At 40.9% G+C, this 16,064-nt stretch carries 8 protein-coding genes; all 8 read left to right on the top strand.

Translation table 11 applies throughout. The features are described from left to right. Positions 1-3 precede the first annotated feature (3 nt). Positions 4-2,037, top strand: a complete 2,034-nt coding sequence (locus H8796_RS14475) for a tetratricopeptide repeat protein (RefSeq protein WP_117935142.1) — start codon at positions 4-6, stop codon at positions 2,035-2,037. Between the two features lie 24 nt (positions 2,038-2,061). Next, complete coding sequence (locus H8796_RS14480) at positions 2,062-4,428, top strand: hypothetical protein (protein WP_117935140.1); 2,367 nt, start codon at positions 2,062-2,064, stop codon at positions 4,426-4,428. A gap of 218 nt (positions 4,429-4,646) precedes the next feature. Beyond that, the gene (locus H8796_RS14485; protein ID WP_117935138.1) at positions 4,647-6,017 is read left to right on the top strand and encodes a DUF5690 family protein; all 1,371 of its coding nucleotides are present in this window, start codon (positions 4,647-4,649) and stop codon (positions 6,015-6,017) included. A gap of 13 nt (positions 6,018-6,030) precedes the next feature. Further along, positions 6,031-7,176: an OprO/OprP family phosphate-selective porin gene (locus H8796_RS14490; RefSeq protein ID WP_117935136.1), complete on the top strand. Its 1,146-nt coding sequence runs from the start codon at positions 6,031-6,033 to the stop codon at positions 7,174-7,176. A gap of 334 nt (positions 7,177-7,510) precedes the next feature. Continuing rightward, the gene (locus H8796_RS14495; RefSeq protein ID WP_117935134.1) at positions 7,511-8,923 is read left to right on the top strand and encodes a glycosyl hydrolase family 28 protein; all 1,413 of its coding nucleotides are present in this window, start codon (positions 7,511-7,513) and stop codon (positions 8,921-8,923) included. 440 nt (positions 8,924-9,363) lie between these two features. Then, complete coding sequence (locus tag H8796_RS14500; RefSeq protein WP_117935232.1) at positions 9,364-11,292, top strand: alginate lyase family protein; 1,929 nt, start codon at positions 9,364-9,366, stop codon at positions 11,290-11,292. A gap of 44 nt (positions 11,293-11,336) precedes the next feature. Beyond that, positions 11,337-15,413: a hybrid sensor histidine kinase/response regulator transcription factor gene (locus H8796_RS14505; protein ID WP_117935230.1), complete on the top strand. Its 4,077-nt coding sequence runs from the start codon at positions 11,337-11,339 to the stop codon at positions 15,411-15,413. Between the two features lie 115 nt (positions 15,414-15,528). Continuing rightward, entirely contained in the window at positions 15,529-15,903 is a 375-nt protein-coding gene (locus H8796_RS14510) for a hypothetical protein (protein ID WP_117935132.1), read from the top strand. Positions 15,904-16,064 lie beyond the last annotated feature (161 nt).

Genomic DNA, 16,064 nt, shown 5'->3' on the forward strand with positions numbered 1-16,064 from the left:
AGAATGAAAATCAATTTGAAACGTGATAGATTAACAGGTATACTTCTCGTGGCGATGATGTTCGTCAGTATGAATGTATCCGCCCAACGGATCCGCGTGCAGGGGCATATCACAAACCCGCAGGGAAAAAGTGTTCCGAATGTAAATGTGTTGAATCCGGTCAATGACGAACGTATAGAAATGTCCGACGAGGATGGTCGTTACAGTGTCTTGGTTGAGAAAAACGGCTCGTTGAAGTTTACATGTGTCGGTTATGAAGACAAAACAGTGAAGGTGGCAGGAAAGCAGATTCTGAATGTAGTATTGAAAGATGCCGTCATCGAACTGGACGAAGTTACGATTACTTCCAAAGTGAAGGACAAAGTGATTCCGGAACCTACGGACATCGAAATCAAAGGCAATTATTTCCATCTGAAAACCCGTGTCCCGGTGCCTAAGGAGATGTTTAACTCACATCGTCGCTTGGTATTGCAGCCTTCCATTTATGATGTGACACTGAAAAAGCGTCTGTTGATGCGTCCTGTTGTATTCGACGGGGATACTTATAATACAACGCAAAATCGAATGTACGATTATGATATGGATAAAGATCCTTTGCACGATTACATCCGTGTGAAAACGACTTCTTCACGCAAAGGAGATATTATTGCCTACCATGATTCTATCTATATAGAATATCTGCAACATGACTACCGTGCAGATGTGCATCTGGCGATGGAGAATTACCGGAATATCATTTATCGCGACTCTTTCTCCATTGCACGCGGAACGGTCAACCCGCTTCGTTTCTTGGAGTATAAATTCTCCGCTTTCAGCCTGACAGATGAGAAATATCTTCCGAAACCCGTGATGCAGTTGCGGGATACGAAAGGTGAGGTAAACTTAACCTTCCTGGTAGGTAAAACCGACCTGGATGATAAGAATCCACAGAATCAGGTGGAACTGAACCGATTGAATCAGGAATTACGTGGTATTGAGACGAACCCGGATGCCTCTTTGAAGAGTTTCCATATTACGGGGGTGGCTTCGCCGGACGGTTCTTACGAGACGAATCTTCGTCTGGCAAAATTGCGTACGGATAAAGCCCTGGAACGTATTCTGGCGCAACTGGACCCGGAAACACGTAAACTGTTGGAAGTGAAATCGGATGCATCGGTTGCCTCCTGGAAGGAGGTAGCTGAATTGCTGAAAAAAAGCTCCAAGCCGGAACTGGCTAAAGAAGTAGAGGACTTAATCAAACAATATGCAGCTACTCCTTACCGGTTGAATGGGGTCTTGAAATCGAAACCTTTCTACAAGGAACTTGCGGCTACTTATCTGCCTAAATTGAGAAAGGTGCAATATACCTATGGTTATTCAATCTTCCGTTCCTTGACAGACGACGAGATTAGAGAACTTTACAGAAAGAATCCGAAGGAACTGACCCGTTTCGAATATTACCGTATGATTACGACAGCAAAAACTCCCGACGAAAGGGAAAAGTATTGCAGGGAAGCTCTTGAACTTTATGATAACTTTACGTATGCAGCCAATGAACTGGCAGTGGCAACGATACAGAAAGATACTCCGGATTCACGTATTCTCGAACCGTTTGTCAGTAAATCGGCACCGGCGGAGTTATTGTCCAATCAGGCTATTGCCTTGCTGCACGAAGGGAAATATACAAAAGCAGATTCAGTCTTGACCTTGGTTCCCGAAGAAGCGGTTTCTGAAGATTTGCAGGCCATCGTTCAGGCATTGGCCGGTTATTATAATGATGCTTTCGAAAAGGTGGCGGCTACCAGTCCTTTCAATGAGGTGGTGATGCTGCTCGCAATGAAGAAGAATCAGGAAGCATGGGATAAGATTTCTACCATAGATGTAGAGACCGCCCGCGAATATTATATAAAAGCGATTACCGCCAACCGCCTGGAGAAAATAGGTGATGCGATTATGAGCATTGAGAAGGCCCTTGAACTTGATCCTTCCTTATTGGAAGTAGCGAAGGTGGACGGTGATATTATTGACTTGCTGCCGGAAGAGCAGAAAATTAAATAATGATATATACAACAAGAGTAAACGATGAATATCTTCAGAATCAACAATAAATATGTAGCAGTGGCAATCTTCCTGATGCTTGCTGTTACCTTACAGGCACAGGATTATGGTGCATTGCAATATATGTTACAGAAACGGCCTGCAAATGAAAAGTTCGAGAGCAATAAATTCAATGAACATCTCTTTTTCTCTGCCGGAATAGGGCCATACAGCTTGTTAACAAGTGGAGATAGTCAGGATGGAATGGGAATGACCGCCCATCTCTTTATGGGAAAGTGGATTACTCCGGTTCATGGACTTCGGATAGGGGTGAATTTAGGTTATCTGCCGTCGAGTATCTACGATTCTAAAATAAAAATGGGTGGCGGAAGCCTGGACTATCTGTTGAATATGTCCTCCCTGGCATACGGATACAATGCAAACCGTTGTTTTGAGTTAGTAGGGATTGCAGGTATAGAAGCCGGTTATTCTAAGGTGGGCGACAATAGCGATCGTTCCGAAAAGTATCCGGATTTGAAAGGCGGCGGTCAGCTTTATTACGGCGCTCATCTCGGTTTACAGGGAAATGTACGTCTTTCTTCTACATTGGATTTGTTTGTAGAGCCACGGATCGGATGGTATAATGACGGTTTTGCGTATACGGAAAGTTGGAGAAACTATAAAATGGCTGGTTCGGTTCTGGTAGGTCTGACCTATATGCCTGCTGCTCCGATGGGAACTAAGATTCATTTCGATGATTTCGATAAAAGTTCCTTCCTGAATCATATGTTTATCTCTTTATCCGGTGGTATCAGTACACTGAAAGTTCCGGGAATCAAGAATACGATTAAAGGATTAGGACCCCAGTTCTCTGCCGGAATCGGTAAATGGTTCAGTCCTTCTTCCGGTCTGCGTTTGTCCGGGACAGTTGGACTTTCGGACACCCCTTCGGGCAGCGCAAGCGGTTACTTTAAACATGTCGATCTGCATGCGGACTATCTGTTGAATATCAATAATGTTCTTTGGGGATATGATGAAGACAGAATATTTAGTCTGATCGGTATTGCCGGAGTTAACCTGGCAGGTACGAAAGGAGTGGATAAAACCGCCAAGTATGCTCCGGGAATAGGAGTTGGTGTGCAAGGAAGTTTCCGTATCAACCGTTCTGTGGATTTATTTATAGAACCTCGCCTCAATGTGTATAATAAGAGATATGCAGGAGGTCGCGGAGTGGGTGGCAATACAGATCAGCTCGGAGAGTTGAATTTTGGTTTGACTTATCATACGATTGACCGTGCGGCACGTCCGAAGAACGGATTCTCAAGCAATCACATCGCAGACAATCTGTTTATGACTTCGGGAATCGGGGTGCAAATGTTCCTGAATAAGAAGAATCTTGAAAACCTTGGTTCTTTAGGTCCGCAGGCTTCTGTTTCTATCGGTAAGTGGTTGAGCCCTTATTCCGGTTTGCGCCTGGTGGGTACAGGTGGATTTTTTACGAATTATGTAGTTCCAGGAAGTGTTAAAGCGGGCAAACTTAGACATGCCAGCGTTAGTGGCGGTCTTGATTACTTGTGGAACATAACGTCTACCATGAGTGGATACAATCCCGATCGTATCTTTGATTTAATAGGTTCGGTAGGTGTCAACCTTGCTTATACTTCCAAATCAGACCATAAATTCCAACCGGGTGTTAATGCAGGCATACAGGGATTATGGCATGTGAATGATTTTCTTGGTTTATACATTGAACCGCAGATTCGCTTGTATGGAGATAAATTCATTGAAGGTAATCTGGGCTTTATGCAGAAAGACGTAATGGTAGGAGTCAATGCAGGTTTCCACTATCGCTTTATTCCTTATTCAAAAGCAGTCAATCGCAGCGTGTTTGGTCAGGATGACAAGCGTTACTTCATCTCCGGTGCACTTGGATTGGGTAGCTTGCTCGCAGCCAACAAAGATTTGGTGAAGAATGCAGGTGTAGAAGCAAAAGGAAGTATTGGTAAATGGTACACTCCGTTATCTGCATGGCGGGTAAATGGAATAATTATGTACAAGGCCAAAACGTCGTCGAAGATGAATCTCCATTATGCCGGTTTGGGTATGGATTATATGATGAGTCTGGCCACATTGGCAAAAGGATACAGCCCCGATCATGTGATAGATGTTGTTCCTTTTGTGGGAGTTACGGCCGGACTGGTACGCCGTTACGGTAAGTTCCGAGCAGTGCCGGGACTGGATGCCGGTGTGCAGGTAAAGCTGAAAGTGGCTTCTTCTTTGTATCTGTATGCCGAACCTAAAGTCGGTATCCGTACCGATACATACGATGGCTCCGAACAGGGAAGACCTGACCGCGTAGCTTCCATGGTAGGTGGATTATTGTACAGATTCAAGATGCCTACTTTCCAGTAAGAGAAAAATAAGAAATCGAATAAAAAGGGTTGCACAATCACTGATCTGGTATTGTGCAACCCTTTTTGTATTCCATTTCCAAGAAATTACGGTTACATAAACGTTACATTAATATTACTTCCATTTCTATCTGATAATGAATAAAATGAATCTTTAGAATTCATTTTCTCCCTTGCCATTCTCCTCTACTTTTGCTCCAGAAATAAAAACGAAAACGTATGAAAACGATTACTGAAGCAATATCGAAACTAAGTTCAAACAGAAGACTAGCCGATTTCCTCTTTATTCTATGGGCAGGTGGAGCAGCCCTTCTTTCTTACTCACTGGTTTATGCATTGCGCAAACCTTTCACAGCTGCTACCTTTGACGGAATAGAAGCATTCGGTTTTGATTATAAAGTACTGGTTACTATCATTCAGATAGCAGGTTGTCTGATAGCCAAGTTTATAGGTATCAAGTTGATTTCCGAATTGAAGAGAGAGAATCGCCTGAAGTTTATACTCGTTTCCATTGCCGTAGCGGAATTGTCATTGGTTGCGTTCGGAGCACTTCCCACTCCTTATAATATGTTTGCCATGTTCTTCAATGGATTGTCATTGGGCTGTATGTGGGGAGTTATTTTCAGTTTTATCGAAGGTCGCCGCACTACGGATATTTTGGCCAGTCTTTTAGGAATCAGTATTGTTATCAGTTCGGGAACGGCAAAATCCATCGGATTGTTCGTTATGAATACATTGAACGTCAGCGAATTCTGGATGCCGGCACTTATCGGTGCTTTTGCACTTCCTTTATTGGCTCTTTTGGGATATAGCTTAACCCGTTTGCCACAACCTACGGCACAAGATATAGAACAGAAAAGTAGTCGTGTGACTCTGAATGGCAAGCAACGGAAAGAACTGTTCATCGACTTCATGCCATTTCTTGTATTATTGTTTGTAGCTAACCTAATGTTGGTAGTGCTTAGAGATATTAAGGAAGACTTCCTGGTGAAGATTATTGATATGAACGGACAATCCTCATGGATGTTTGCGCAGGTAGACACAGTCGTTACATTAATAATCTTGGCGTTATTCGGAGCGATGGTCTTTGTGAAAAGTAACATAAAAGTTTTGGTTGCCCTGCTGGGATTGGTCGTACTTGGGACAGCCACCATGAGTTTTATATCTTTCAATTATGATTCTCTGCAATTGGATGCAATCACCTGGCTGTTTGTCCAAAGTCTCTGTCTGTATATTGCCTACCTCTGTTTTCAAAGCATCTTTTTCGACCGCTTCATCGCCTGTTTCAAGATAAAGGGAAATGTCGGTTTCTTTATTGTGACCATTGATTTTATCGGATATACAGGAACTGTACTTGTCTTGATGTTCAAGGAATTTGCCCATGCAGACATAAATTGGTTGGAATTTTATAATATATTATCCGGCTACGTAGGACTGATCTGTACGGTTGCTTTCACCTGCTCCATGATTTACCTGATACAGCGCTATAAAAAAGAGAAACAACTGAAGAAAGCGAAAGAAGCAGAAATGAGCAACGGGATAAAATTTACGGGAGAAGGTATGGAGCCAACTACTTTTTCACAAATTTGATAAAAGGTGGACGATGAAAATAATAGGACTATATTTGAAATTCTCCTTCCTTCTATCTCTAATACTAACGACTTCCCGGATAACGGCACAGAATCTTCCCGATGGCATACAATATAAAATCACCGGGCGTCTATTAATGGATGGAGGAGTGTATCTGAAGAATCCGAATAACTTTGGCAACGGCACGGAATTTAATGACCTTCGCATCGGTGTGAAAGCTACCTATCAGAACTGGGGAATGAAACTGGAAATGGGATATGCCGGAAACAAAACAGCCATCAAAGATGCTTTTGCCACCTATTCTTATAAGAATAGTTCCATTCAGATAGGACAATTCTACGAGCCATTCAGTCTCGATATGCTTTGCAGTACATTTGATCTTCGCTTCAACCAATCTCCGGGAGCAGTGCTGGCATTGACAAATAGCCGACGTATGGGAGTAGCCTATTCCTATCGTACCAAACATTACTATCTGTGTGGCGGATTCTTTACCGATAATGATTTGAGCAACCTGAAAAACGCATCGCAAGGATATGCCATTGACGGACGTTTGGTATACCGTCCACTTTATGAGAAAGCGAAACTGATACATATAGGATTGGCAGCTATCCATCGTACACCGGACGGCACGCTTCCCGAAGATGAGAACAGGAATACGTTTACTTATAAATCTCCGGGCGTGAGCACGATTGATAATCGTACATTAATGCAAGCAGATGTAGATCATGCAGCATCCCAATTTAAAATAGGAACCGAACTGCTGATTTACTATCATAAATTCTTTCTTCAGAGTGAATACATCCGCGCCCATGTAAAACGGGAAAAGGGTTTTGAGAACTATACGGCACAAGGAGCTTATCTGCAATGTTCCTGGCTATTGTTGGGACAGAATTATCTGTATGACGAAGAAGTAGCCTGTCCCGGAAGACCGGAAGGAAAGGCACTCGAACTATGTGTCCGTTTCAATTATCTCTCTCTGAATGATGTCGGAATAAAAGGCGGAACACAGAAAGACCTCTCCCTCGGATTGAATTACTATATCAATAAACACATCGCTGTCAAATTGAATTATAGCTACTTTATCCCCGGTTCGCATATCAAAGAGATTGAAAACGCAAACTTTAGCGTAGTACAGGGACGCTTTCAATTCATATTCTAGTACTTGGCAGTTCCGTTTGAATAAAGCTATAATTAAAGAATAAGAAGGTGTATTTTATACTAGTTTTACTAAATGTTTCAAGGATATGTCGGGAGCACTACCGACTCAATATGCAGAACCGTATATAACAAGTAAAAAATAAGAAGACAGAAAAAACTGGAATGTTCTAGGTAAATCTCCTTTATTGTTCGTAATAGACAATAAAGGAGATTTTTTGCATTGGTTATTTTTATAGTTTCTGTTACCAGTTTGCCAATCAGGGTGGAATAGAAAGTATAGTTTTAGAAAGAACTTCAATAAACAGAATAATTAAAATATAACATAGTTTAGTAATATGAATATAGTAGGAGTTTTATCAGGTAAAAGAAAATGTTTGTTAGCAATAGCTATTGCATTTTCGACATTCGGGAATGCCCAATTAGTAACCTATCCGGAAGGATTGAATACTGGTATGCCACATAATGATGATTATACAGTCAAAGTACGTGAAGCAGGCGGTGAATGGAAAGATGTATTCGAATATGAAGTCCAAGTAGATATGGATCGGGTACAATCTGCTTCAATGGTACAGTTTGATATGGGCAGTCCCGTAGAAGTGATGGTGAAAAAGAACAATGGCACAATTCAGGATGTGAAAATCCGTCCGTTAGCGATGGGCATACAACATACAGTAAACCACAATGCTATCTTTTTTACACTCACTAAACCTCAATACCTGTCGATTGAGTTTAACGGTGATCGTTTGCATAATCTTCATTTGTTTGCTAATCCTTTGGAAACAGAAACTTATACTGAAAGCAGTGACAAAGTAATGTATTTCGGATCGGGTGTCCATCGTCCGAAAGATTTGCCGAATACACAGATACAGATTCCTTCCAATACTATTGTTTATTTAGCTCCCGGAGCTGTTGTAAAAGCTAAATTATTGATTGACAAAGCTGAAAATGTACGTATTGTCGGGCGTGGTATTCTCGACCATCCGATCCGTGGAATAGAAGTTACTCATTCTAAAAATGTATGGATTGACGGTATTACAGTCATAAATCCTGATCACTATACAGTATTCGGAGGTGAATCTACTGGTTTGACTATCAATAACTTAAAATCTTTTAGTTGTAAAGGATGGAGTGATGGCATAGATCTGATGTGTTGCAGTGACGTATTAATAGACAATGTTTTTATGCGGAACAGTGATGATTGTATTGCCATCTATGCCCATCGCTGGAACTATTACGGAGGAAGTCGTAACGTGACTTTACAGAATTCAATCCTTTGGGCGGATATTGCTCACCCGATCAACATTGGAGGACACGGTAACCCGGACGACAAGGTGGGAGAGATTATTGAGAATATAACTGTCCGTAATGTCGATATTTTGGAACATGATGAAGATGATCTTCTTTATCAGGGCTGTATGGCAGTGGATTGCGGTGATAAAAACTTGGTACGCAAGATATTATTTGAAAACATCCGTGTAGAGAATATCCAGGAGGGAAGATTGTTTCATGTTAATGTCCGTTTCAATTCAAAGTATGATAAGCAACCCGGTCGGGGAATTGAAGATATTACTTTTCGCAATATCATTTATAATGGAGTAGGGGAGAATCCGTCTCTATTGAAAGGGTTTGATAGAGAACGCTCCGTCAGGAATATCATCTTTGATAATGTGATAATCAATGGTATGAAGATGAAAAACATAGATGATTTTATCACGAATGAATACATAAAGAATATCACAGTCAAATAGTATAATCCGGTACATGAAGTATGAATGGGAAAATCTCTTTGTATTAGGTGCAAACTTTTTTTCTTCTAAGACCAAACTTTCTTTAGGTTAAACATAAACTATAAATGCAAGTTTCATTTGTATAATTAGAACTTGCAATTATATAAATGAAACTTGCGTTTTTATAATCAAAGCTTGCAATTATAGATTTCTATTAGATAAGAATAACTTTAGTATTAGAAGGAAAGAACTTTGCAATAGGAAGATAATAACTTATCTATTAATAGATGAGAGCAAAGCTATCAGAATTAAGGGGTCTGGAAGAGAGCCATGAGTATCAAAGCAAGAGTTTTATTTCCGGGTTTATGCTAATCAAAGTAAATGTTTTCATTCACTTTGAACTCCTTTCTATTACTAAATACTATCTTTGCTTATCACTTGTATAAAAAATGAATCGCACTATGATTAACAAAATTATATGGATTATTGGGATTGTATGGATCGGGAATATTCAAAATGCAGTGCAAGCGCAACGACGTAACTTTATCCATCCCGGAATCACTTATACCCAAGGTGATTTAGACCGGATGAAAGCTATGGTCAAGGCGAAACACGAGCCTTATTATTCTACTTTCCTGAAATTAAAGGAATCTCCCTATTCTTCACTCAATACGCAAGTCATCAATCGGGGAAAACAAATCAGAGAAGGACGTTTTAATGCTACTATCGGAGTAGATGGCAGGCGGGCACATGATTTAGCTTTGCTTTGGCATCTGACGGGAGATGAGGCTTATGCCCGTAAAGCGGTCGAATATCTGAATGCTAATTCTTATTATACCAACACAAGTAGTCGGGGAACAGGACCATTAGATAACGGAAAAATTTATCTTTTGATTGATGCCGCCGAATTAATGCGTGATTATCCCGGTTGGAAGGCAGAAGACCAGAAACGTTTTAAAAATATGTTGGTCTATCCCGGATATAGCAATACGGAAGATTTCTCTTCCAAATATGCAAATTATTGGGATGATTCAAAGAACGGAGTTACATTCTATTGGAATATCTTTAATTTCGATGCCGCAAGGTTTGGTAATCAAGGACTTTTCGCTGCTCGTGGAATGATGGCAATGGGTATTTACTTGGATAACGAAGTAATGTATGACCGTGCTTACCGTTACTTATTGGGAATGAAGCATCGACCGGATGATTTATCTTATCCTTCAGGACCACCGGTTATTAGCAAAGAACCGATTAAGAAATCACCAACCATGCTTGATTATAAATTGGAAGGAAGAGAAAACAAGATTTCAGATTATGGATACGATGAACAGCTACAGTATTATATCTATCCGAACGGTCAATGTCAGGAGTCCAGTCGCGACCAGGGACATGTATTGGCAGGTATCCACAATTATGTAGCTATCGCAGAAATGGCATGGAATCAGGGAGATTCTTTATATAATTGTCTCAATAACCGTTTGCTTCTTGGTTTGGAATGGAACTATCGTTATAACCTCTCTAAAGTCCGGGCCTATGAAGAGCAAAAAGAGCCTTGGGAGCCGACAAGTTATAGTAAGAATCCAAATGACGTTACCTTTGAGAACGGTAAATTTCTCCAGATAAAAAGCCGTAGTGGACGTTGGGAATCCATAGCTGTATCTTCTCACGGACGTGGAGACGTAGCAGGTAGCGGCGGAACCCGTGAAATGGCATTGGCGCATTATGCAGTACGTACCGGATTGCCTACAAACGACTATATCTGGCTGAAGCGTTACCGTGATTATATGATAGAGCATTATGGTTGCGAGAATTGGGGAATAGCGCCCAACTGGTTTTATGAATGGACCGGCTGGGGAACATTAACTAAACGATTGACTCCTTGGATGGCAGGCGATCCTGTTTCTTTTTCTACAGGAAAGCGTGTATCAGGAATTCATTCATTACCTTGTGAAATATGGGCTGCCGATTATGATTATTATTGTCTTGCGGAAGATCCCGAAGGACATACCTATCACAATGTAGGAAAGAAACGTGGTAATGAATACAGACCTGACGGGGCGGTAGAGCTACGAAAAGAAGAAGATAACTACGTCATTACCCAAATAGAAGATGGAGAATGGATGAACTATACTGTAAGTATTCCTACTGATGGAGATTATACCGTTTATCTTGTTTATCAATCAAAAGGAAATTCTTTATTGTCCGTAGCTTCTGATTCAGGAGTAAAGACAGAATCCATGCAATTACCCGGCTCCGTACAATGGACGGAAAGAGAAATAGGAAAACTCACTCTTCCCGCAGGAGCTTGTGTACTTCGTTTACAGATAGAGCAAGCCGGAGATAAACTCGAAATTCAGAAAATAATAGTAAAACAGGATAAGGGGATTTGATTTTTCGTTCGTACTTAATAATAGTACTACAAAAAAAGATGGCCATGAAAATTCGAATATGTTTGTTAATCATACTAATGGGAGTATTGTATCCGGGTTATATTAGCTCGCAAGAATCCCCTTATGTATTCCGCCAGATTGGAGTTGTCGAAGGATTACCGGATAACTATGTAAAAAGCGTTTTCCCCATTCCCGACGGACGTATCGGTGTGCGAAGTACTGTGTTATTAAGCCTGTATGATGGTGCGAACTATTCAAATTTCCCTTTCAATATTCATGGCGAATATTCGATAGCATATAACCATATTATTCCCGAACAATATATTGATGCCGACAAACGTTTGTGGATGAAAGAACGCAAGAGCCTGCGTGTCTTCGATTTGACTACCGAACAGTATATCTATAACGTAGATTCCTTATTTCAACAATTCGGCTTGAAGGATAAAGTGGCGGACCTGATTATTGATTCAGAGAAACATTGTTGGTTTCTGACACCGGGTTCCTCTGTCTATATGTACGATGCAGAGACAAAGTCAATCGAACAGGTTTGCAGGAATGACGAGTTTATGGAATACTATGGAGGATTGCTCGGAGTAGAAAGTCATGGAAAATACAGTTGGATGGTTCATCAGAAAGGGGCTATCCGTTGCTACGATTTGGAAAAGAAACGTTTTGTGCAGCAACTTGATTTTCTGAAAGACCAACTGAAACCGGATGACCGTGTGGTTTTGAAGATACTCGATAATGGTGACTTTTGGCTGATGTGGGATCGTGGAGTAGGCTATTATGATGTCTATAATAAAAAATGGAATCAAATTTCGGGTATCCAACTCGGACACTATTCATGGTTTACTTCTATGGACGTGGATAAAGGTGGAAATGCATGGGTAGGAACCGTTATTGATGGATTCTATGTCATTGATATGCACAATTTCTCTGTAACCCGGACACTGGATATTCCTTTATTATCAGGTAATACAGTACGAAACGGTATTCAGAGCATCTATTGCGACCGGGAAAATAATTCCGTTTGGATAGGACTTTATAATCAGGGAATGTGTTATTATCATCCCAGCATGAATAAAATAGTACTGTACAATAAGAAGATGATAAATGGCGACTGGAAAGGAGAGGAAATCCGTTGTATGCTCGAAACATCTAAAGGAGAAATTCTGATGGGTACTACGCAGGGTGTCTATCGCTATGAACCGGAGACTAAAAGCATGAACAGATTCTATCATGAATTCAGTCAGAAGAATTGCCGTGTACTCTATGAAGACAGCAAGAAGCGTGTTTGGGTCGGAACATACCACGATGGGCTCTACTGCATAGATCATGGAAAGGTACAATCTTACGATTATCCCGATACGGATTATCAGAATGAATTGGATTTCAGTAATATCCGTGTCATGGTCGAAGATTCTTCCGGCCGATTGTGGGTAAGTATATATGGTGGTGTAGGATTATTTAATCCTGAAAACGGGCAGATAAACTTATTGTCCGAACAGTTTCCCGAACTCAAGAAATACAAAGTAGCGAATGCATTGGCCATAGATAATCAATCCCGGTTGGTAGTAGGCAGTGATAACGGACTCTACATTTACGATCCTGCAACGAATAAGATATGGATACCGGAGCAAGACGGACAGGCTAATTCAATCTTCAATCAGGGAAGTATCAAGTATAATCAGATACTCAAAGACCATGAGGGAACTTTATGGTTTGCTACTCAATATGGCTTGAGCGTCTTGACCCACAATGGGCAAAGCTACACATTAGGGAAAGAAGAAGGTCTGTCTAAAGCTATCCTGAACGTAGTGGAAGATAAGAACCATGATATATGGATTTCGACAGTCACTTCTATTTATAAGATAAAGGTAGACAGAAGAGCAGATAAATACAGTTTTCATGTAATCAGCTGTCTGTCGGAAGATGAAATCCGTCAGGATGATTTATATAGTTTCCCTTCGTTAATGACCAGGGATAATCAGCTTTTTCTGGGGCTGATGAACGGCTTTATCGCTTTCTCACCAGAAAACATGATAGATAATCAGTGCCTCAATCGTCCTCTGTTTACCTCATTCCGCTTGTTTAATGTTCCGGTTGTGTCGGGCGAAACATATAACGGACGTGTCTTATTTGATAAAGCATTAAGTTATTCGGACGAAGTACAATTAAAATATGATGAGAACTATATCACACTTGAGTTCTCTGGTCTGAACTTCCCTAATCCTTCTCAAACCTCTTTCCGTTACCAACTGGAAGGATTTGACAAGGAATGGACGGAAACCCTTTTTGAGAATGGACAAGGACGTGTTGTCTATAATAATCTCCCTTCGGGCGAATACATCTTCCGTGTGTCCGCTGCCGGAAACGACCGGATATGGGGACCGGAGTCTGCATTCAAAATTGTAATTCATCCCCCGTTTTGGGATACACTGGCCGCTCGTGTTTTCTATGCAATTTTAGGTATTCTCTTAATCTTCGGGCTGATCTACGTAATAAACCGCCGCAACCGGCAGAAGATGATTCGTATGCAAGAAGCGGAAGCGTTGAAGCAGAAAGAAGAACTGGATCAGATGAAATTCCGTTTCTTCACAAATATAAGCCATGAACTCCGTACTCCGCTGACGTTGATTATCACACCATTGGACATGATGATACGTCGATTGACAGACGATGCGATGAAAAAACAACTGAATACCATCTATAAGAATGCTCAAAACCTATTGTCATTGGTGAATCAGCTACTCGATTTCCGCAAACTGGAAATGAAAGGAGAGAGGTTGCATCTGATGAACGGCGATATGGAGGAATTTATTGTTTCGGCCTATAACAACTTCATGTCAATGGCAGTAGAGAAGCACCTTAACTTTGTGAACCAATCGGAACATAGAGCGCTTTATATGTTCTTCGACCGGGATAAGGTACATAAGATTGTGAATAATCTCTTGTCCAACGCCTTCAAATATACGCCGGAAGGCGGGACGGTAAACTTACTGCTTGCAACAGAAGAGATAGAAGAAAGAAACTACGTGAGAATATCCGTATCCGACACTGGAATCGGAATATCTGAATCAGACCTTCCCTATATCTTTGACCGTTTCTATCAGGTAGGAAATGAAGGGGACGAAAAAATAGGCAGTGGCATCGGACTTCATTTGGTCAGGGAATATGTAAATATACATGGTGGCCGTATTAAAGTGGACAGTCAGATAGATCGCGGATCAGTATTCACCGTTTGGTTGCCGATGGATCTGAAACCGGAACCGGACGAACTGCCGGAAGAAATCATCGGAACGGAAACACCGGACGTTAAAGAGAAAGAAACCACTACATCTACAGTCGATGATAACTTGAAGAAACTGTTGTTAGTGGAGGACAATCAGGAATTCCGTACTTTCCTGAAAGAACAGTTGGAAGATTTCTATCAGATTATTGAAGCGGCAGACGGCGAGGAAGGAGAGCGAAAAGCAATAGAAGAAAATCCGAACCTGATAATCAGTGACATTATGATGCCGAAAGTAGATGGTATCGAACTTTGCCGTCGGATCAAGACGAACGTGCAGACTTCCCATATACCTGTGATATTATTGACAGCCCGCACCGCTGATGATATCAAGATTAACAGCTATGAAGTAGGAGCAGACTCTTATATGTCGAAACCTTTCAACTTTGATATGCTCATGGTACGCATCGAAAAGCTGATAGAGCAACAGGAAAAAAGAAAACAGGAATTCCGTAAAAACATAGAAGTAAATCCGAGTGCTATCACTATCACTTCGGTAGATGAACAACTCATACAGAAGTGTCTGGAATACATAGAAAAGAACATGGACAATCCGGAATATGGTGTAGAAGAGTTGAGTGGTGATTTGGGTATGGTACGTATGAGCCTTTACCGTAAGCTACAATCCATCACCGGACACACACCAACGGACTTTATCCGTAGCATCCGTTTGAAACGGGCGGCACAGTTATTACAAGGAAGTCAGTTGCCGATTGTTGAAATAGCGAACCGGGTAGGATTCAGTTCACCCAGCTATTTCTCGAAGTGTTTTAGAGAAATGTTCGGGATGCTACCCAAGCAATATGCCGAGGAATCGGGAAGAAAAGAATAACATTGTGCTTGTATTTATAGTTTAATTATTACATTTGCGCTGAATAAGTGAGATAATTGTAAGATATTGTTTACATTGGGGCAGAAGAATTTTTTATTTTATAATATATATTGATATGAAAGTATTAGTTTTAATTTCATTGGTAGGAGGTTTGATGTTATCCTCTTGCGGAGGTAGCAGTTCAAAAAATAATGCAAATGCTAAGGAGGTAAATCCTGCAGATACAATCTATTTGGGAGACTTACGTGAGAAATTTGCAAATGATAGTGTTTTCTTTAAAGTAGTGGCACCGGATTTGATGTTGATGGATTATCAGTATCTTTGGGCAGTAACAGAATCGGAAGCAGTAGAGAAAGGACTGACAAAAGAATACTATAAGCGTGTGAAGAAAGAAATCACCGATACGAATGAAGCGATCAAAAGAGGTGTGATGAAAGGTGCGAACGTAAAACGTATACCGGATTTCCAGGCATCACAGGAGAATAAATAATGAATCCTTCCGGATGAAAGCTTTCATCCATACAAATATAAGAACAGGGGAGTCGTCAAATGTAACGACATCCCCTTTTTTATTGGTGTGACGGTTAGATTTATCCCGATGAAATGGGAAGTTTTTGCAAAAATATACGCTTGTTACGATAGTTTTGTTAT

It is taken from the genome of Bacteroides sp. M10 (assembly GCF_014334015.1).
GTDB lineage: Bacteria > Bacteroidota > Bacteroidia > Bacteroidales > Bacteroidaceae > Bacteroides > Bacteroides intestinigallinarum.

Coding starts and splice junctions, on each gene's coding strand:
- H8796_RS14495 (WP_117935134.1), top strand. CDS start 7,511: ATGAATATAGTAGGAGTTTTATCAGGTAAAAGAAAATGTTTGTTAGCA.
- H8796_RS14485 (WP_117935138.1), top strand. CDS start 4,647: ATGAAAACGATTACTGAAGCAATATCGAAACTAAGTTCAAACAGAAGA.
- H8796_RS14510 (WP_117935132.1), top strand. CDS start 15,529: ATGAAAGTATTAGTTTTAATTTCATTGGTAGGAGGTTTGATGTTATCC.
- H8796_RS14500 (WP_117935232.1), top strand. CDS start 9,364: ATGATTAACAAAATTATATGGATTATTGGGATTGTATGGATCGGGAAT.
- H8796_RS14490 (WP_117935136.1), top strand. CDS start 6,031: ATGAAAATAATAGGACTATATTTGAAATTCTCCTTCCTTCTATCTCTA.
- H8796_RS14480 (WP_117935140.1), top strand. CDS start 2,062: ATGAATATCTTCAGAATCAACAATAAATATGTAGCAGTGGCAATCTTC.
- H8796_RS14505 (WP_117935230.1), top strand. CDS start 11,337: ATGAAAATTCGAATATGTTTGTTAATCATACTAATGGGAGTATTGTAT.
- H8796_RS14475 (WP_117935142.1), top strand. CDS start 4: ATGAAAATCAATTTGAAACGTGATAGATTAACAGGTATACTTCTCGTG.